The organism is Streptomyces sp. NPDC058877, from assembly GCF_042742855.1.
GTDB lineage: Bacteria > Actinomycetota > Actinomycetes > Streptomycetales > Streptomycetaceae > Streptomyces.
The window spans coordinates 18,701-37,621 of the sequence record NZ_JBHYMF010000061.1 but is presented as its reverse complement, the minus strand read 5'-3'; the positions used below and the strand labels follow the sequence as shown (position 1 = coordinate 37,621).

Annotated in this window: 12 protein-coding genes and 1 pseudogene; 9 read left to right on the top strand and 4 right to left on the bottom strand. The window is 71.9% G+C overall.

What is annotated here, in order from left to right; genetic code table 11:
* Positions 1 to 200: 200 nt before the first annotated feature.
* Positions 201 to 2,066, bottom strand: a complete 1,866-nt coding sequence (locus ACFW2Y_RS16655) for an ABC transporter ATP-binding protein (protein ID WP_384878972.1) — start codon at positions 2,064 to 2,066, stop codon at positions 201 to 203.
* Positions 2,067 to 2,189: 123 nt separating this feature from the next.
* Between ACFW2Y_RS16655 and ACFW2Y_RS16650 the strand changes: the two genes are divergently transcribed.
* The 5 genes from ACFW2Y_RS16650 to ACFW2Y_RS16630 all read left to right on the top strand — a co-directional run bounded on the left by ACFW2Y_RS16650 (position 2,190) and on the right by ACFW2Y_RS16630 (position 11,166).
* On the top strand, positions 2,190 to 2,669 hold the full coding sequence (locus tag ACFW2Y_RS16650; protein WP_384878978.1) for a MarR family winged helix-turn-helix transcriptional regulator: 480 nt from the start codon (positions 2,190 to 2,192) through the stop codon (positions 2,667 to 2,669).
* A 40-nt stretch (positions 2,670 to 2,709) separates the two neighbouring features.
* Entirely contained in the window at positions 2,710 to 5,634 is a 2,925-nt protein-coding gene (locus ACFW2Y_RS16645) for an FAD-binding and (Fe-S)-binding domain-containing protein (protein ID WP_384878968.1), read from the top strand.
* A 144-nt stretch (positions 5,635 to 5,778) separates the two neighbouring features.
* Entirely contained in the window at positions 5,779 to 7,194 is a 1,416-nt protein-coding gene (locus tag ACFW2Y_RS16640; RefSeq protein ID WP_384878965.1) for a Gfo/Idh/MocA family protein, read from the top strand.
* 367 nt (positions 7,195 to 7,561) lie between these two features.
* On the top strand, positions 7,562 to 9,388 hold the full coding sequence (locus tag ACFW2Y_RS16635) for an ABC transporter transmembrane domain-containing protein (RefSeq protein WP_384878962.1): 1,827 nt from the start codon (positions 7,562 to 7,564) through the stop codon (positions 9,386 to 9,388).
* Positions 9,385 to 11,166, top strand: a complete 1,782-nt coding sequence (locus ACFW2Y_RS16630; protein ID WP_384878959.1) for an ABC transporter ATP-binding protein — start codon at positions 9,385 to 9,387, stop codon at positions 11,164 to 11,166. The genes ACFW2Y_RS16635 and ACFW2Y_RS16630 overlap by 4 nt, the downstream gene beginning before the upstream one ends.
* Positions 11,167 to 11,271: 105 nt before the next feature.
* On the opposite strand, the gene ACFW2Y_RS16625 is transcribed toward ACFW2Y_RS16630, so the two are convergent.
* Positions 11,272 to 12,063 (bottom strand): metal-dependent hydrolase, encoded by a 792-nt coding sequence (locus ACFW2Y_RS16625; RefSeq protein WP_384878956.1) that lies wholly within the window; start codon positions 12,061 to 12,063, stop codon positions 11,272 to 11,274.
* Positions 12,064 to 12,149: 86 nt separating this feature from the next.
* Here ACFW2Y_RS16625 and ACFW2Y_RS16620 point away from each other — a divergent pair, with 86 nt between their 5' ends.
* On the top strand, positions 12,150 to 14,708 hold the full coding sequence (locus tag ACFW2Y_RS16620; RefSeq protein ID WP_384878953.1) for a DEAD/DEAH box helicase: 2,559 nt from the start codon (positions 12,150 to 12,152) through the stop codon (positions 14,706 to 14,708).
* A 12-nt stretch (positions 14,709 to 14,720) separates the two neighbouring features.
* Positions 14,721 to 15,584 carry an acyl-CoA thioesterase gene (locus ACFW2Y_RS16615; RefSeq protein WP_384878950.1) on the top strand — a complete coding sequence of 288 codons (864 nt, stop codon included), beginning with the start codon at positions 14,721 to 14,723 and terminating at the stop codon, positions 15,582 to 15,584.
* Positions 15,585 to 15,691: 107 nt separating this feature from the next.
* Here the strand turns inward: ACFW2Y_RS16615 and ACFW2Y_RS16610 are convergent.
* Positions 15,692 to 15,898: pseudogene (locus tag ACFW2Y_RS16610) on the bottom strand (DUF6011 domain-containing protein); the annotation flags it as partial.
* A gap of 35 nt (positions 15,899 to 15,933) precedes the next feature.
* Between ACFW2Y_RS16610 and ACFW2Y_RS16605 the strand changes: the two are divergent.
* Together ACFW2Y_RS16605 and ACFW2Y_RS16600 are read left to right on the top strand one after the other, a co-directional pair.
* A complete protein-coding gene (locus tag ACFW2Y_RS16605) occupies positions 15,934 to 16,416 on the top strand; it encodes a glutathione peroxidase (protein ID WP_384878948.1) in 483 nt (160 codons plus the stop codon).
* Positions 16,409 to 17,188 (top strand): putative protein N(5)-glutamine methyltransferase, encoded by a 780-nt coding sequence (locus tag ACFW2Y_RS16600; RefSeq protein ID WP_384878945.1) that lies wholly within the window; start codon positions 16,409 to 16,411, stop codon positions 17,186 to 17,188. Before ACFW2Y_RS16605 ends, ACFW2Y_RS16600 begins: the two co-directional genes overlap by 8 nt.
* A 50-nt stretch (positions 17,189 to 17,238) precedes the next feature.
* Here ACFW2Y_RS16600 and ACFW2Y_RS16595 read toward each other — a convergent pair whose 3' ends face one another.
* Complete coding sequence (locus ACFW2Y_RS16595) at positions 17,239 to 18,612, bottom strand: cytochrome P450 (protein WP_384878942.1); 1,374 nt, start codon at positions 18,610 to 18,612, stop codon at positions 17,239 to 17,241.
* Positions 18,613 to 18,921 lie beyond the last annotated feature (309 nt).

Sequence of the window (18,921 nt, the reverse complement as noted above, 5' to 3'; positions counted from 1 at the left end):
CGCCGGGCACTGCGATCGTCAGACGAGCCATCCCAGGAAGTGGAGGACGCCGGCGAGCAGGTTGGTGATGACGTTCATGGTGGTGCTTCTCCTCGTACAGGTGCATCAGTGGGACTGCGCGATGACGTTCTGCAGCACGTCGATCGCACAGAGCAATCTTCTGGCGCCCCCGGAGAGTTGGGCAACGATTCCCGATGCGATCACACGTTCTGGGGAACAACCGATCCCACGTTCGCCTGTTCTCCTGTGGAGGTCGCCGTGCTGTCGTGGGCGTCCCGGCGGACCAGGTCCGCGTACCGCCCGCCCCGGGCGAGCAACTCCTCGTGGGTGCCGCGCTCCACGACCCGCCCCGCCTCCAGCACGACGATCTGGTCGGCATCGCGGATGGTGGACAGGCGGTGCGCGATGGTGATGGTGGTGCGCCCGGCGGACAGCGCGTCGATGGCCTGCTGCACGGCGTGCTCGGTCCGTGTGTCGAGGGCGCTGGTCGCCTCGTCGAGGATCAGCACCGGCGGGTCGCGCAGAATGGTCCGGGCAAGGGCGAGGCGCTGCTTCTCGCCGCCCGAGAAGCGGTAGCCGCGCTCGCCGACGAGGGTGTCGTACCCCTCGGGGAGCGAGGCGATGTGCTCATGGATCTGGGCGGCGCGAGCGGCGGCCTCGATCTCCTCGTCCGTCGCGTCCGGCTTGGCGAAGCGGAGGTTGTCGGCGACGGATGCGTGGAAGAGGTAGGTCTCCTGGGAGACGACGCCCACGGCGCGGGCGAGGCCGTCGAAGTCCAGGTCCCGCACGTCGACCCCGTCGAGGGTGACACGACCTCCGGTGACGTCGTACAACCGGGGCACCAGATAGCTGAGCGTGGACTTGCCGGATCCGGTGGGGCCGACGACGGCCAGACTGCCCCCGGCGGGAACGGTGAGGTCAATGCCGTCGAGGGTGGGACGCCCCTCCCCCTCGGGGTCGTAACGGAACTCCACCTTCTCGAAGGCGACCTCCCCGCGGACCTTCGCGAGCCGGACCGGCTCGTCGGGCTCGGTGATGTCGACGGGCAGGTCGAGGTACTCGAAGATGCGCTGGAAGAGGGCGAGCGACGTCTGCACCTGCACACCGGTGGAGAGCAGGCTCACAGCGGGCCGGAAGAGCCCCTGCTGCAGCGAGACGAAGGCGACGAGCGTGCCGAGCGAGATCGCCGGACCACCCGCCCCCAGGGCGATGCCGGCGGCCCAGTAGATCAGGGCCGGCATCGCGGCCATCACGATGCCGATGGTGGACATCCGCCAACGGCCGGCCATCGAGGCGCGCACTTCCAGGTCGACGAGGCGCTCGGACTCCTCGGCGAAGGACCTGGTCAACGAGTCCGCGCGGCCCATCGTGCGGCCGAGCAGGATGCCGCTGACCGACAGGGACTCGGTGACGGTCGCCGCCATGGCGGCCATCTGCTTCTGTCGCCGGGTGGTGATCTTCTTGCGCTCCCGACCGACGCGCCGACTGATCCACACGAAGACCGGCAGCAGGAGCAAGGAGACCAGGGTGAGGCGCCAGTCCAGGGCGAGCATGGCGACCACGGTCGCGACGACGGCGGTCAGGTTGGACACGAGCGAGGTCGCCGTGGAGGTCACGGTCGCCTGCATGCCGCCGATGTCGTTGGCGATGCGGGACTGCACCTCACCGGTGCGCGTGCGCGTGAAGAAGGCGAGCGGCATCCGCTGGAGCTGCTCGTAGACCCCGGTGCGCAGGTCATGCATGACCCGCTGGCCGACGGTGGTCGAGATGAGCGTCTGGAGCACGCCGAAGACGCCGGTCAAGACGGCGGTGACGATCATGCCGAGGGCAAGCAGGCTGAGCAGCCCAGTGCGGCCTTGGGGGATCGCGGTGTCGAGGATCTCCTTGAGGAGGAACGGCGAGGCGACCGAGACGAGCGAGGCGGCGCCGACCAGAAGGCCGACGAGCGCGAGGCGCGCGCGGTAGGGGCGGAAGAGCCGAAGGATCCTCCGCACCTGAGCGGGCTCCTTGGGCTGGCCGGCTTCACGGTGCGGAGGCGTCCAGTCGGACTGGTCGTGGGGGCGCATGGGCTCCTTCGAGGATGGACGGTCCATCGGAGCATAGCTCACTGTTACCTATGTTCACAATGAACCTCGTCCTGATATTGTTCCCGCATGAGCACCGCCGACCGCTCGGACGCCTCCGACCGCATGAGCACCACCGACCGTCCGGGGCCCTCCGACCCTCCGGGCGGGACCGATGCCGACGGACTCCTCGCCGAGCAGTTGCTGCGGCTCACCCGGCGTCTGCACCGCATCCAGAAGCGCCATCTGGAGCCGGTGGGCATCACTCCCGCGCAGTCCAGGCTCCTGCGCCTGGTCGCCCACTTCGGCGAGCCGCCCCGGATGGCCGACCTGGCGGCCCGTCTCGAAGTCGTCCCGAGGGCCGTCACCAGTCTGGTCGACGGACTGGAAGCGGGCGACCGGGTGCGCCGGGTGCCGGACCCGAACAACCGCCGGGTGGTGCGGATCGAACTCACCGACGCGGGACGCGCCACGCTGCGGGAGCTGCGCAGCGCGCGCCGGGCCGCCGCAGAGGACATCCTTGCTCCATTGACCGTCGAACAGCGCGGGGTGCTCGAAGGTCTGCTGTCCGCCCTGGTCGACCCCGGTCCGGAGCGCGGCTGCTGACCCGTCGGGCGCGGGGGACGCGCCGAAGGAGAGCCCTGGGATGCCGCTGCTCGAACCGAACCCGCAAGCCCTGCGTCCGGGAACGAAGCGGACGCCCGCACCGGACCGGGTGCCGGAGCTCCATGCCCGGGGCACCCCGCGGCGGCTGCGCGAGGAGCTCACCGAGCTCCTCGGCCCCGACAAGGTCCTGTCGAAGGTCTCCGACCTGGTCCGGTACGCCTCGGACGCGAGCCCCTATCGGTTCGTGCCGCAGGTCGTCGTGGTCGCCGAAGACCTCGACGACGTCTCCGCGGTCTTGTCCTACGCCCACGGAAAGGGCCGCGAGGTGGTCTTCCGGGCCGCCGGAACCAGCCTCAACGGACAGGCGCAGGGCGAGGACGTCCTGGTGGACGTGCGCCGGCACTGGGCTGGCATCGAGCTCCTGGACGGCGGCGCCCGGGCCCGCATCCGTCCCGGCACCACGGTGCTGCGGGCGAACGCGGCGCTCGCCCCGCACGGGCGGGTCCTGGGCCCCGACCCGGCCAGTGCGGTCGCCTGCACGATCGGCGGAGTCGTCGCCAACAACGCCTCGGGCATGACGGCCGGCACCACCCGGAACTCGTACCGGACCGTCGCCTCCCTCACCTTCGTGCTCCCGAGCGGCACCGTGGTGGACACCGCGGACCCGGAAGCCGACGCGGAGCTGTCGCGCGCCGAGCCGAAGCTCTGCGCGGAGCTCCTCGCGCTCAAGGCCGAGATCGAGGCGGACGCCGAGCTCACCGCCCGGATCCGCGCCAAGCACACCATCAAGAACACCAACGGCTACCGGCTCGACGCCTTCCTGGACGGTGACACTCCGGTCCGGATCCTGCGGGGCCTCATGGTGGGCTCCGAAGGCACCCTCGGCTTCATCTCCGAGGTCGTCTTCGAGACCTTGCCGCTGGACCGCGAGGTGTCCACGGCCCTGCTCTTCTTCCCCTCGCTGACGGCAGCCGCCGCGGCCGTGCCGCTCTTCAACGACGCCGGGGCGCTGGCCGTCGAGCTGATGGACGGCAACACGCTGCGTGCCTCGGTGAGCGTGCCGGGAGTGCCCGCGGACTGGGCGGGGTTGCCGAAGGGGGCCGCGGCGCTCCTGGTCGAGTTCCGGGCCCCGGACACGGCGGCCCTGGAGGCGTACGAGCGGACCGCGCGGCGCGTCCTCGACGGGCTCGACGTGGTGGTCCCGGTGCCCTCCGCGGAGAACGCGTTCACCCGGGACCCGAAGCGGATCTCCGGCTACTGGAAGGCCCGCAAGGCCTTCGTGACGGCGGTCGGCGGCTCCCGCCCGTCCGGCACGACCCTGATCACCGAGGACTTCGCGGTGCCGCCGGACCGGCTCGCAGAGGCCTGCGGCGCACTCCTCGACCTCCAGGCCCGGCACGGCTTCGACGCGGCCGTGGCCGGTCACGCGGCCCACGGCAACCTCCACTTCCTGCTCGCCTTCGACGCGGCCGACCCCTCCGACGTCGAGCGGTACGCGGCCTTCATGGACGAGTTCTGCAAGCTGACCGTGGAGCGCTTCGACGGTTCCCTGAAGGCCGAGCACGCCACCGGCCGCAACATCGCCCCCTTCCTGGAACTGGAATGGGGGACGAAGGCGACCGATCTGATGTGGAGGGTCAAGGAGGCCGTCGACCCCGACGGGGTGCTCGCCCCGCGCATCGTCCTGGACCGCGATCCGCACGCCCATCTGCGCGGCCTGAAGACCATTCCGACCGTGGAACGGATCGCCGATCCGTGCATCGAGTGCGGCTTCTGCGAACCCACCTGCCCCAGCCGGGACCTGACGACCACTCCGCGCCAGCGGATCGCGCTGCGCCGGGAGATGATGCGACAGCCGGACGGATCCCCCGTCGAGGCACGGCTCCTGGAGTCGTACGGCTACGACGCCGTGGACACCTGCGCCGGCGACTCGACCTGCGCCTTGGCCTGTCCGGTCGGGATCGACACGGGGGCGCTGATGAAGGGCTTCCGGCACGAACGGCACTCGCCCCGCGAGGAGCGGCTCGCCGCCCTGGCAGCGAAGGACTTCCGCGCCGTGGAGGCCTCCGCACGGCTGGCGGTCGCCGCCGCGGACCGGATCGGCGACCGGGTCCTGGAGTCGCTGACGGGGCTCGCCCGCAAGGCGGTCCGCCCCGACCTCGTACCGGAGTGGCTGCCGGAGGTACCCGGCGCGGCGGCCCGCCGACTGCCCCGCACCCACCGTCCCGCGGCGGTCGCCGTCTACTACCCGGCCTGCGTCAACCGGATCTTCGGTGGCCCCGAGGGCATGCGCGACCCCTCGCTTCCGGAGGCGGTCGTCACCGTGTCGGCACGGGCCGGACGCCCGGTGTGGATCCCGGACGACGTGACCGGCACCTGCTGCGCGACCATCTGGCACTCCAAGGGGTACGAGCGGGGCAACGAGGTGATGGCGAACCGCATCGTCGAGGCCGCCTGGGGGTGGACGGCGGGCGGAAGGCTCCCGTTGGTGGTGGACGCCTCCTCGTGCACGCTCGGGATCGCACACGAGGTGGTGCCCTACCTGACGGAGGACAACCGGGAACTGCACGCCGAACTGACCGTGGTGGACTCACTGGTCTGGGCGGCGGACGAACTGCTCCCCCGGCTCGACGTGCGCCGGCGGGTCTCCTCGGCCGTGGTCCACCCCACCTGCTCGATGCGGCACTTGGGCGACGAGGACCGGCTCACCGCGCTCGCCGAGGCCTGCGCGGACGAGGTCGTCGTGCCCACCGACGCCAGCTGCTGTGCGTTCGCGGGCGACCGGGGAATGCTCCACCCGGAGCTGACGGCCTCGGCAACGGCCCGTGAAGCCGCCGAGGTCACGGCCCGGCCGTTCGACGCGCACCTGTCCGCCAACCGGATGTGCGAGATCGGGATGGAGCACGCGACGGGCCGGACCTACGCCTCGGTGCTCCTCGCGCTGGAGCACGCCACCCGTCCCTGACCCCCCGTCCGTTCCCGTCCGGAGGACGCACGAAGGGCCCCTGCACCGGGGCCCTTGGTACGTTCGGGTGATCATGGGCGGCCGGTACGGCTCGACGGCGGAAGCGGAACGTACAGTCCAACCACCCGTCAGCAGGGAGGTTCCATGGACGAGCAGACACCGCGCCCCCCGAGCCGCCGCACCGTCCTGCGGAGCACCGCGGGAGCGGCCGGCGCGGGCCTCGGCATCGGCGCCCTGGGCGACCGGACCGCCGTGGCCGCCCCCACGACCGCCCCCACGGCCGCACCGGAGGCGGTCACCACGCCGAAGCGCCGCGGCGCCACCATGGCGGGAGTCCCGTTCGAGGGCCGCGCGACGGTCCGCGTCGGCATCGTGGGACTCGGCAACCGCGGCTCCTCCATGATCAACAACTTTCTGGCCCTCCCCTGGGTCCGGGTCGTCGCCCTCTGCGATCCGGTGCGCACCAAGGTCGAGCGGGCCTCCACGACCGTCGTTTCCGCCGGGCAGCCCGCCCCCGCCCTCTACGCCCACGGCGAGGACGACTACGAGAACCTCTGCGCCCGCACCGACGTCGACTTCGTCTACGTGGCGACCCCCTGGGACGGCCACTTCCCGATCGCCCGGACGGCGATGCTGAACGGCAAGCACGTCGGGGTGGAGTGTCCGGCCGCCATGGAGCTGGCCGAACTGTGGGAGCTCGTCGACCTGTCGGAGCAGACCCGCCGCCACTGCATGCAGCTGGAGAACTGCTGCTACGGACGGAACGAGATGCGCGTCCTTCGGATGGCGCACGCGGGCAAGTTCGGAGAGCTCCTGCACGGCGCGGGGGCGTACAACCACGATCTGCGCGACCTGCTGTTCTCCCCGACGTACTACGAGGGCCCCTGGCGCCGCCTCTGGCACACGCGGCTGCGGGGTGACCTCTACCCGAACCACGGCTTCGGCCCCGTGGCCGGCTACATGGACCTCAACCGGGGCGACCGGGCACTGACCATCAGCAGCTTCGCGACTCCGGCACTGGGGCTCGCCGAGTACCGTGCGGCACGCGTGCCGTCCGGTGACCCGAGCTGGAAGGAGACCTACGTCACCGGTGACCGGACGATCAGCCTCCTCCAGACGGCCAAGGGACGGCTGATCCGGCTGGAGCACGACGTCTCCACACCGCACCCGTACAGCAGGATCAACAGCCTGGGCGGCACCCGGGGGATCTTCGAGGACTACCCGGCGCGGATCTATCTGGAACCGGACCACAAGGACGACCAGTGGGGGGACTTCGGTGCCTACACGGCCGAGTTCGACCACTGGCTCTGGAAGGAGCACGCCAACCCGCCGGGCGGGCACGGAGGCATGGACTACATCATGGTGTACCGCCTGATGCAGTGCCTCCAGCTGGGGCTCCCCCCGGACTTCGACGTGTACGACGCCGCCACCTGGACGGCACCGCTGCCACTGAGCCACGCCTCGATCAAGGCGCAGGGGGCTCCTCAGGAGATCCCCGACTTCACCCGCGGCGCATGGCTCGGAGCGCGTGCCGGCGTGGACTCGGCGAAGCCCTCCTGACGGGGCGACGGCACCCGCACCCAGGAGGTCACCCACCCGGTCCTGCGCGCACGGGCAGCGCCGGACCGCACGGCCGCCGACACCACGGCCCGCCGTCGCCTCGCGGTGCGGAGGGGCGCACGGCCCGGCAGCGAGGAAACACCGCCCGGGAGCCGGAAGAACCGGCGTCGCCCCGGCGGAAGAGGGGCACCGCGGTCACCGCCGCCCGGGCCCGGGGACGACGAGCGGACACGGCGCGCTCCCTTTCCCACCGGGAAATTCGATTGCCGCCGGGCGGCGGAAGGGCGAACCTTGCACGGCTTCCACACCGCCGTCGCACACCTCCGGCGCGCGATCCCCCTCTCATCCCCGGAGACCCTGGGACGCCATGCAGATTCGAGATCTTCCCCACGCCGATCCGGGCGTCCCCGACGTCCGTTCGGGCACCCGGTTCCTCCTCTGGCTCGGCCGCCGACAGCTCGCCGGGCAGGTGAAGTCCTTGCTCTGGGGACTGCTGCACCACCTGGGCATCGCCGGCCTGCCGCTCGGCGTCGGCCTGGCCGTGCAAGCGGTCGTCGACCGCGACGGCGACCGGCTCGCCGCCGCCGGAGCACTGCTCGTGGCCCTCGGAGCCGCGATCGCGGCCGGGGACGTGATGCTGCACCGCACCGCCGTCACCAACTGGATCACCGCTGCCGCCCGGGTGCAGCAGCTCCTCTCCCGGAAGACCGCGGAGCTGGGCTCCGTCCTGACCCGGCGGGTGGCCGCGGGGGAGGTCGTCGCCGTCTCCACGGGTGACGTCGAGAAGATCGGCTGGTTCGTCGAGGCGCTCTCCCGGTTCGCGGCGGCTGCCGTCACCCTGGTGATCATCTGTGTCGGCCTCACGGTCTACCAGCCGGCCCTGGGCGTCGTGGTGGCCGTCGGCATCCCGGTCCTCGCCCTGGCCGCGCTCCCGCTCCTCCCCCGCGCGACCCGCCGTGCGGACGTCCAGCGCGAGAAGGCGGGACGGGCGACCGAGCTCGCCTCCGACACGGTCGCCGGGCTGCGGGTGCTGCGCGGCATCGGGGGCGAAGAACTGTTCCTCGGCCGCTATCGCGCAGCCTCGCAGGAGGTGCGCAGGGCCGCCGTGCACAGTGCGCGGATGTGGGCGCTGATCGCCGCGGTCCAGGTCGTGCTGCCGGGTCTGCTCCTCATCGTCGTGGTGGGCTACGGAACCGGTCTGGCCCTTGCCGGACGGATCGAGGTCGGCGAGCTCGTCACGGTCTACGGCGCCGTGGCCCTCACCCACCACGCACTGCGGAACTTCGAGGAGATCGCGATGGCCTTCTCCTTCTCACGGCCGTCCGCGAAGCGGGCCGCACGGGTCCTCTCGCTGACCCGCGCCTCGGTCACCGCCCCGGCGGAGGGGCACGGGGAGCACCGGGCGAAGGGCGACCTGTACGACCCCGTGACCGGAGTGCGCGCCCCGGCCGGCCTGTTCACCGCCGTGGTCTGCGGCGACCCGGACGTGGCCGGCCGGCTCGCGGACCGGCTCGGCGGCCATCCGGTCGAACCGGAGGCCGACCACGCCTCGGTGCTGCTCGGCGGGGTACCGCTCGACGGACTGCCGCTGGAAGCGGCGCGTGCCGCCGTCCTCGTCCAGGACAAGGACCCGGTCCTGCTCTCCGGTCCCCTCCGCGAACTGCTCGACGTGCCCGCCTCGGGCAACGTCCGTGCCGAGGCGGCCCTCTCCGCAGCCCGCTGCGACGACGTCCTCGACGCGCTGGCACAAGCCTCCCTCGACACCGGCGGAGACCCGATGCACGCCCGCATCACCGAGCGGGGCAGGTCGCTCTCCGGTGGCCAGCGCCAGCGGCTGGCGTTGGCCCGGTCCCTGGTCACCGACCCGGAGGTGCTGGTCCTCGACGAGCCCACCTCGGCGGTGGACGCCCACACGGAGGCCCGGGTGGCCGCCGGGATCAGGGAGCTCCGGGAAGCCAGGACCACCGTGGTCCTCTCCTCCTCGCCGCTGCTCCTGGACCGCGCCGACCGGGTGGTCCTGGTCCACGGGGGCCAGGCCGTCGCCGTCGGCACCCACCGGGAACTGCTCGCCGGAGAGCCCCGCTACCGCGCGGTCGTCACCCGCGAGACGGACGGGGAACTCGCCGACGCGCCCCGGGGGGCGGGCACGCCCGCCGCGGTCGAACTGGAACCACTGGAAGGGAAATCGGCATGATCGGCCTGGCGCCGCCGGAGTACGACCCGGCCGCTCCGAAGACGGCGACGACGTTGCCCGTCGCCTCGACCACCACCGTCCGCGCTTACGTCCGCGAGCTGCTCGCTCGACACCGGAAGGCGTTCGCGCTGCTCATCGAGGTGAACGCGGTGGCCGTCATCGCCTCGATGGCCGGCCCCTACCTGCTGGGATCGGTGGTGGACGGGATCGCCCGGGGGACGCAGGAGCTTCATCTGGGGCGTACGGTCGCGCTGTTCGTCGGGGCGTTGCTCGTCCAGACCCTCTTCGTGCGACTGGTCCGGTTGCGCGGCGCCGTACTGGGCGAGGAGATGCTCGCGGACCTGCGCGAGGACTTCCTCGTCCGTGCCGTCGGACTGCCCCCGGGCGTGCTCGAACGGGCCGGTACGGGCGACTTGCTGTCCCGGATCACCACGGACGTGGACCGGCTCGCCAACGCGATGCGCGAGGCCGTCCCGCAGCTGGCCATCGGCATCGTCTGGGCCGGGCTGCTGCTGGGCGGGCTCACGGTGACCTCGCCGCTGCTCGCGCTCGCCGCGCTGCTCGCCGTGCCGCTCCTCGTGGTGGGTTGCCGTTGGTACTTCAAACGGGCCCCCGCCGCGTACCGCTCGGAATCCGCGGGGTACGCGGCGGTGGCCGCGGCGCTCGCCGAGACGGTCGACGCGGGCCGGACGGTCGAGGCGCACCGCCTCGGCGCGCGGCGGATCGCGCTCTCTGACCGGCGGATCTCGGAGTGGGTGGCGTGGGAGCGCTACACGCTGTTCCTGCGGTCGGTGCTCTTCCCCGTCGTCAACCTCACCCATGTGACGGTGCTCTGTGCGGTGCTCCTGCTCGGTGGCGCGTTCGTGTTGCAGGGTTGGATCGACGTGGGACAGCTGACGACGGGGGCGCTGCTCGCGCAGATGCTGGTGGACCCGATCGGGATCGTGCTCCGCTGGTACGACGAGCTCCAGGTCGCACAGGTGTCGCTGGCCCGGTTGGTCGGCGTGCGGGACGTCGAGCCGGACGCGGGGGACGGCGAGGCACGTCCCGAGGGCCGGGCGGTGCGCGCGGACGGGGTGCGGTTCGGCTACCGCGAGGGCGTCGACGTGCTGCACGAGGTGTCCCTGAGGGTGGACCCCGGCACCCGGCTCGCCCTGGTCGGCCCGTCCGGTGCCGGCAAGTCCACCCTGGGCCGGCTGCTCGCGGGCATCTACGCCCCGCGGACCGGCTCGGTGACGCTCGGCTCGGCCGAGCTGGCGCGGATGCCCGCCGAGCGGGTCCGTGAGCACGTGGCCCTGGTCAACCAGGAGCACCACGTCTTCGTGGGTTCGCTCCGGGACAACCTGCTGCTCGCCAGGGTCGGAGCCACCGATCCCGAACTGTGGTCCGCGCTCGCCGCAGTGGACGCGGAGGGGTGGGCCCGGAGCCTCGACGAGGGCCTGGACACCGAGGTGGGCTCCGGCGGCCGGGCGCTGACCCCGGCGCAGGCCCAGCAGGTCGCACTGGCCCGTCTGGTCCTCGCCGACCCGCACATCCTGGTCCTGGACGAGGCGACCTCGCTGCTCGACCCGCGGGCGGCCCGGCACCTGGAGCGGTCGCTCGCTCGGGTCCTGGACGGGCGGACGGTGGTGGCGATCGCCCACCGGCTGCACACGGCGCACGACGCCGATCTGATCGCCGTGGTCGAGGGGGGCCGGATCAGCGAGCTGGGCAGCCACGAGGAGCTGGTCTCGGCAGGGGGGACGTACGCGGCGCTGTGGCGGTCCTGGCACGGGTGAGGCGGGGCCGTCCGTCCCGGGGTCCGGTCAGCGGGTCCCGGGACGGACGGGCCCCGGCCGAGCCGAGGGGCACGCCGGAGCTCCGTGTGACGCGTCGGGCGCGCCCTAGAAGAAATTGAGCGCGGCGACGCCGCCGATCCCGCCCAGGACCATGAAGGCGGGCATCAGGACCTTGACCTCCACCCAGCTGCCGGCCCGGAAGCGCATCCCCTTGGGCGGTCCCACCGGGTACCAGCGCTTGCGGCCGACGGGGATGGGCCAGAGGATCGGGCAGCCGGAAACGGTCAGGGCGTCGCCGATGTCGTGGACGAGGGCGCCGAGGACGATCGGCAGGCCCAGCCACAGGTACTCCTGTGCCGGGCCGGTGAAGAACCAGTCCGATCCGTTGCCCGGCTTGTCGAGGACACCGGCGAGGATCCAGGCGCTGGTGGCGCCCAGCAGCCAGACCAGGACGTCACTGGACACCCGGGCGGCCCGCCACAGCAGGCCCTCCACCGCGAGGACCAGGTGCACGAAGAGGATCGCGAGGACGGCCCAGCGGCCGCCGGTGACCGCGGCGGCGGACGCCCCGGCTCCGATCAGGACCGCCCACAGCCAGGTGTGGGTGAGCGTCCGGTGCCCGCCCGACCGCCGGGGGTCGGAGGAGGAGCGGGTGGCCTTGTAGACGGCGTACGACAGTTTGTCGACGATCTCGCAGAGGCCCCGGGAGACCGGACCGAAGGCGCGCGAGATGGTCGCCGACTTGTGGTCGAGGTCGGGCGCGAGCGCAGCGCCCGCGCAGATGAGCGCACCGACGATGAGAACCGGCCAGGGCATCGGGTGGTCGAGGGCGGCCGATGCCGCTCCGACACCCAGCCAGGCCGCCGCTCCGGACAGCGAGTGCGCCGGTCCCATCATGATTGGCCCGCCCCGTTTCTCCCCTGCCGGCGTCCAGTTGACGACCGGTCGACGGACGAGCCTACCGTCCGTGATCAAGACTGCTGATGGCCGGTTCCCTCATCCGCGCGGAATCCAGGCAAGATGGGGGCGTGACCCTTATCGATCAGCTGCCGCCGACCGCCGACCCCGACGCCCTCTTCGAGGCCTTCTCCTCCTGGGCCGAGGACCGGGGCATCACGCTCTATCCGGCCCAGGAAGAGGCGCTGATCGAGGTCGTCTCCGGGGCCAACGTGATCTTGTCCACACCCACCGGATCCGGGAAGTCGCTGGTCGCGGCCGGTGCGCACTTCACCGCGCTCGCCAACGACCAGGTGACCTTCTACACCGCACCGATCAAGGCGCTGGTGTCGGAGAAGTTCTTCGACCTGTGCAAGCTCTTCGGCACGGAGAACGTCGGCATGCTGACCGGGGACGCCTCCGTGAACGCGGACGCACCGGTGATCTGCTGCACGGCGGAGGTGCTCGCCTCGATCGCGCTCCGGGACGGCAAGGACGCCGACATCGGTCAGGTCGTCATGGACGAGTTCCACTTCTACGCCGAGCAGGACCGCGGCTGGGCCTGGCAGATCCCGCTGCTCGAACTGCCCCAGGCCCAGTTCGTCCTCATGTCGGCGACCCTCGGCGACGTGTCGATGTTCGAGAAGGACCTGACCCGGCGGACCGGGCGGCCGACCTCGGTGGTCCGCTCCGCGACCCGCCCGGTGCCCCTCTCCTACGAGTACCGGCTGACCCCCATCACGGACACCCTGACCGAGCTCCTGGAGACCAAGCAGGCCCCGGTCTACATCGTGCACTTCACCCAGGCGCAGGCCGTCGAGCGGGCGCAGTCCCTGATGAGCATCAACATGTGCACGCGCGAGGAGAAGGACCAGATCGCCGAGCTGATCGGCAACTTCCGGTTCACCACCAAGTTCGGCCAGAACCTGTCCCGCTACGTTCGCCACGGCATCGGCGTGCACCACGCGGGCATGCTCCCGAAGTACCGGCGGCTCGTGGAGAAGCTGGCCCAGGCGGGCCTCCTGAAGGTGATCTGCGGGACCGACACGCTCGGCGTCGGCGTCAACGTGCCGATCCGCACGGTGCTCTTCACCGCGCTCACCAAGTACGACGGCAACCGGGTGCGCACCCTGCGCGCCCGTGAGTTCCACCAGATCGCGGGCCGTGCCGGCCGGGCCGGCTTCGACACCGCCGGTTTCGTGGTGGCACAGGCCCCCGAGCACGTCATCGAGAACGAGAAGGCGCTCGCGAAGGCCGGCGACGACCCGAAGAAGCGCCGCAAGGTGGTCCGCAAGAAGGCCCCGGAGGGTTTCGTCGCCTGGAGCGAGTCGACCTTCGAGAAGCTGATCGAGGCCGAGCCGGAGCCGCTGACCTCCCGCTTCAAGGTCACCAACATCATGCTGCTCTCGGTGATCGCCCGGCCGGGGAACGCCTTCGAAGCCATGCGCACGTTGCTGGAGGACAACCACGAGCCGCGCAGGGCACAGCTGCGACACATCCGGCGGGCCATCGCGATCTACCGCTCGCTGCTCGACGGCGGCGTGGTGGAGCAGCTGGAGGAACCGGACGCCGAGGGCCGCACGATCCGGCTGACGGTCGACCTCCAGCAGGACTTCGCCCTCAACCAGCCGCTGTCGACGTTCGCGCTGGCCGCGTTCGACCTGCTGGACCCGGAGTCCCCCTCGTACGCCCTGGACATGGTGTCCGTCGTCGAGTCGACGCTGGACGACCCGCGCCAGATCCTCGCCGCGATGCAGAACAAGGCGCGCGGAGAGGCCGTCGGGCAGATGAAGGCGGACGGCGTCGAGTACGAGGAGCGGATGGAGCGGCTCCAGGACATCTCGTACCCGAAGCCGCTGGAGGAGCTGCTCTGGCACGCCTACGACGTCTACCGGTCTTCGCACCCGTGGGTCGGCGACCACCCGGTGTCGCCGAAGTCGGTCATCCGCGACATGTACGAACGGGCTCTCTCCTTCACCGAATTCACCTCCTGGTACGAGCTGGCGCGGACCGAGGGCATCGTGCTGCGCTACCTCGCGAGCGCGTACAAGGCGCTCGACCACACCATCCCGGACGACCTGAAGACGGAGGACCTGGAGGACCTGATCGCCTGGTTGGGCGAGATGGTGCGCCAGGTCGACTCCTCGCTGCTCGACGAGTGGGAGCAGTTGGCCAACCCGGAGGTCCAGACGGCGGAAGAGGCCCAGGAGAAGGCCGACCAGGTCAAGCCGGTCACGTCGAACGCCCGGGCCTTCCGGGTCCTGGTGCGCAACGCCCTGTTCCGCCGGGTGGAACTGGCGGCCCTCGACAACGTGGACGCGCTGGGCGAGCTGGACGCCGAGTCCGGCTGGGACGCGGACGCCTGGGGCGAGGCGATGGACGCCTACTGGGACGAGTACGACGACCTGGGCACCGGTCCCGACGCACGCGGCCCGAAGCTGATCGCGATCGAGGAGGACGCCGCGCACGGCCTCTGGCGCGTCCGGCAGACCTTCGCCGACCCCAACGGCGACCATGACTGGGGCATCAGCGCGGAGGTGGACCTCGCGGCTTCCGACGAGGAGGGCCGTGCGGTGGTGCGCGTGACGTCCGTCGGACAGCTGTAGAGGAGCGCAGTGGTGACCAATCCCGCCGAGAAGCTCGTCGACCTGCTCGACCTGGAGCAGATCGAGGTCAACATCTTCCGTGGGCGGAGCCCTCAGGAGTCGCTGCAACGGGTCTTCGGCGGGCAGGTCGCCGGGCAGGCCCTGGTGGCAGCCGGCCGCACCACGGGCGGCGATCGTCCAGTGCACTCGCTGCACGCCTACTTCCTGCGGCCGGGGCGCCCCGGGGTGCCGATCGTGTACCAGGTGGAACGGGTGCGGGACGGGCGCTCGTTCACGACCCGTCGGGTCACTGCGGTGCAGGAGGGGCGGACCATCTTCAATCTGACGGCCTCCTTCCACAAGCCCGAGGAGGGCGCCTTCGCCCACCAACTGCCGCCGCGGCACCTGACCGATCCGGAGAGCCTGCCGAACCTCGCCGACGAGATCCGCCAGCACCTGGGCGCACTGCCGGAGGCCCTGGAGCGGATGGCGCGCCGGCAGCCCTTCGACATCCGGTACGTGGACCGGCTGCGTTGGACCCCTGAGGAGGTCGAGGGCGCTGACCCGCGCTCCGCGGTCTGGATGAGGGCCGTGGGGCCGCTGGGCGACGACCCGCTGGTCCACACCTGTGCCCTGACGTACGCCTCGGACATGACCCTCCTGGACGCGGTCCGGATCCCGGTGGAACCGCTGTGGGGCCCGCGCGGCTTCGACATGGCCTCCTTGGACCACGCGATGTGGTTCCACCGCCCCTTCCGCGCGGACGAGTGGTTCCTGTACGACCAGGAGTCCCCCGTCGCCACGGGCGGCCGGGGTCTGGCACGGGGCAGGATCTACGACCGGGAGGGCCGACTGCTGGTGTCGGTGGTCCAGGAGGGGCTGTTCAGGAAGGTCTGACCCGCACCGCCGGCCCGTCGTGCGCCACCGCTCCTCGCGGGACGGGGCCGGCGACCTCCGCCGCCTTCGTCTTCGCCGTCGCCCCGGTCGGACGGGGGCGGGTCCAGGCCGGGAAGGACGTCCTGCTCCACCTCGTGGCGTCGGGTGCGGACGTCCGGGGTCGGAGGGTGCAGTTTGGCGTTGCAGGCGGGTCCCAGCCCCGTGCGTCGGGAGTCCGCGCCGGTCAGGGGCCGGCCGCAGAGGCGGCAGTGCACCCGACGCGTCCCTCCGTCCGCCGTGGGGTCGATCGCGATTGCCAGTGGTTCGTCTCCCATGTTGAGATCAAACCCCATTCCGACGAGGAGCAGCCATGAGCCTGTACGACATCCCGCTGAAGTCCCTGACCGGCGAACCGGTCTCGCTCGCCGACTACCGGGACCACGCGGTCCTGGTGGTGAACGTCGCGTCCCGGTGCGGTCTGACCCCCCAGTACGCGGGGCTGGAGCGACTGCAGAAGGCCTACGGGGAGCGTGGCTTCACCGTGCTCGGCGTGCCCTGCAACCAGTTCGCGGGCCAGGAGCCCGGCAGCGCCGAGGAGATCGCGACCTTCTGCTCGGCGACGTACGGCGTGTCCTTCCCGCTCCTGGAGAAAGCGGACGTCAACGGTGCCGACCGCCACCCGCTCTACTCCGAACTGGTGCAGGTCGCCGACGCCGGGGGCGAGGCCGGCGACGTGCAGTGGAACTTCGAGAAGTTCCTGATCGGCCGCGACGGCCGGATCACCCGCTTCCGTCCGCGCACCGAGCCGGAGGCCCCCGAGGTCGTGGCGGCGATCGAGGCACAGCTTGTCTGACGCCGGGAGCCGCGCAGGCGTCGTCGAGCGGCTGCGGGCCGCCGGATGCGTCTTCGCCGAGGAGGAGGCGGAGATGCTCCTCTCGACCGCCACCGGGCCCGCCGAGCTGGAGCTGATGGTGGAGCGGCGGTCCTCCGGCCTCCCCCTGGAACACGTCGTGGGCTGGGCTGACTTCGCCGGTCTGCGGATCGAGGTCGATTCCGGCGTCTTCGTGCCGCGGCGGCGTACGGAGTTCCTCGTCGGGCACGCGGTGGAGTTGGCACCCCCCGGCGCCGTCTGCGTGGACCTGTGCTGCGGCTCCGGCGCGGCGGCGGCGGTGCTGCTCGCCGGTGTGGAGGGGGCGGAGGTGCACGCCTCGGACATCGAGCCGGCAGCGGTGCACTGCGCCCGGCGGAACGTCGAACCGCGCGGTGGCCGGGTGTACGAGGGGGACCTCTTCGCACCACTTCCGTCCGGGCTGCGGGGCCGGGTCGCGGTCATGGTCGCGAACGTGCCCTACGTGCCGACCGGCGAGGTGGGGCTGCTGCCGCCCGAGGCCCGCGACCACGAACCGCTCGTCACCCTCGACGGCGGGGCGGACGGGCTCGTGGTGCTGCGGCGGGTCGCTGCCGAGGCGCCGGAGTGGCTGGCCCCGGGCGGACACCTGCTGATGGAGACGAGCGAGCGGCAGGCGGAGGACGCCGCCGCGGTGCTGTCGGCAGCGGGCCTGGCACCGCGGGTCGTCACCTCCGAGGAGTGGTGGGCCACGGTCGTCGTCGCGACGCGACCGTAGCCCGGGCGTGTCCCGGCGCGACGGGCCGGGACACGCTCCGGTCCGAGCGGCTACCCGGCCCTCGGCACCAGACGGCAGCGAGCCGGGCCCGTGACCTGGAGGGTGATCGCGGAACTGACGGGCACCTCGGTGTCGACGGCCTCGAAGCCGTACCTCTGGAGCATCATCGCGAGGGCGATCACCGATTCCAGCATCGAGAAGTGCTGGCCGATGCAGGCGCGCGGCCCTCCGCCGAAGGGGAACCAGGCGTACCGGGGGCGGGCGGCCTCCGCCTCGGGCGTGAAGCGGTCCGGGTCGAAGCGCTCCGCGTCCTCCCAGTAGGCGGGATGCCGGTGGGTGACCCAGGGGGCGACGATGACGTCCGCGCCGGCGGGGATGGGGACGCCGCCGACCTCCGTGGCGGCGACCGCGCGCCGGCCGATGACCGGAGCGGCCGGGAACAGGCGCATGGCCTCCTTCAGGACCCGGGTGACGTAGGGCAGCGCGTCGAGGTCGGTCGCTTCGGGGGTGCGGTCGCCGAGGACCCGGTCGACCTCTTCGTGGGCCCGCTTCAGCACCTCCGGATGGCGGGCGAGGAGGTGGAGGGCAAAGCCGAGGGAGGTGGCGGTGGTCTCGTGTCCGGCGAGCAGGAAGACCAGGACCTGCTCGCGCAGTTCGGTGGCGTCGAAGCTGCCGTCCTCGACGCTTTCGGCGCCGATGAGGAGGGTGAGGAGGTCGTCCCCGTCCGCGGGGGCCCGGTCGGAGTCGCGCCGCTCCGCGATGATCCGGTCGCAGACCTCGTACAGCGCCCGGTGGACGACGGCCGCCCTGCGGTTGCCGGGGGTGGGCCAGTCGCGCGGGACCTTGAGCGGGGAGTAGCCGCGGCGCAGCACATAGGCGCCGAGCTCGGGAAAGCTTCGCTCGACGATCTCGACGGCGGTGTCGACGTCCGTGCCGAAGAGGATCCGGGAGACGGCGCGCAGGGCGAGGCGGGTCATCTCCTGGTGGACGTCGACCGTCGTGGCGCCACTGCCCTGCCACTCCCCGGTGAGGGTGGTGACCTCGGTGGCGATGGCGGCGGCGTAGCCGTCGACACGGCGCTTGGTGAAGAGGGGTTGGACCAGTCTGCGCTGGCGGAGGTAGTCCTCGTCCTGGCTGGTGAGCAGGCCGTTGCCGAAGGACTCCCGGACCTCCTGGTAGAAGGCGTTGTCCTTGCGGAAGTTGGCGGACTCGCCGGCGAGGACCTGCTGGGCGCCCTCGGCGGAGAAGACGCCGTAGACGGTGGCGCGGAGCCCGGGCGGGCCCGCGGTGATCTTCACGACGTCGCCGTGGTCACGCTGTGCCCGCAGGAAGGTGCCCAGCGAGTCGTTCTTGAGGTCGAGCATGGAACCGAGGAACGGGAGCCCCGTGAGTGCGGGGGCTTCGGTCCGGGTGGTGGTGGTCATGTGCGGTCACCCCTTGATCGTCATCGGCCCGGTGATTCTTCCCCGGGAGGGGGCGCACGGACAGCGGGGGCGGAACACCCGGCCGAAATCGGCTTGTTGGCTCGAATCGACCAGGTGGGTCGGGTGCCCCCGCCACTGCCGCCCGCGGCGCCCGGAGGCGCTCCGGTCGGCCCTGCGACCGGGCGCCGTCGGTACCGCTCACGAGGAGCTGCCGGCCGGACGCCCCGTGCCGCCTCCCCGATCCGCCGCCTGCGGGCCGTACGGGCGGGCGGGTCCGGACCGTCCACTGCGCGGTGGCACCCCCGGCCC

Coding starts and splice junctions, on each gene's coding strand:
- ACFW2Y_RS16655 (WP_384878972.1), bottom strand. CDS start 2,066: ATGCGCCCCCACGACCAGTCCGACTGGACGCCTCCGCACCGTGAAGCC.
- ACFW2Y_RS16650 (WP_384878978.1), top strand. CDS start 2,190: ATGAGCACCACCGACCGTCCGGGGCCCTCCGACCCTCCGGGCGGGACC.
- ACFW2Y_RS16645 (WP_384878968.1), top strand. CDS start 2,710: ATGCCGCTGCTCGAACCGAACCCGCAAGCCCTGCGTCCGGGAACGAAG.
- ACFW2Y_RS16640 (WP_384878965.1), top strand. CDS start 5,779: ATGGACGAGCAGACACCGCGCCCCCCGAGCCGCCGCACCGTCCTGCGG.
- ACFW2Y_RS16635 (WP_384878962.1), top strand. CDS start 7,562: ATGCAGATTCGAGATCTTCCCCACGCCGATCCGGGCGTCCCCGACGTC.
- ACFW2Y_RS16630 (WP_384878959.1), top strand. CDS start 9,385: ATGATCGGCCTGGCGCCGCCGGAGTACGACCCGGCCGCTCCGAAGACG.
- ACFW2Y_RS16625 (WP_384878956.1), bottom strand. CDS start 12,063: ATGATGGGACCGGCGCACTCGCTGTCCGGAGCGGCGGCCTGGCTGGGT.
- ACFW2Y_RS16620 (WP_384878953.1), top strand. CDS start 12,150: ATGGCCGGTTCCCTCATCCGCGCGGAATCCAGGCAAGATGGGGGCGTG.
- ACFW2Y_RS16605 (WP_384878948.1), top strand. CDS start 15,934: ATGAGCCTGTACGACATCCCGCTGAAGTCCCTGACCGGCGAACCGGTC.
- ACFW2Y_RS16595 (WP_384878942.1), bottom strand. CDS start 18,612: ATGACCACCACCACCCGGACCGAAGCCCCCGCACTCACGGGGCTCCCG.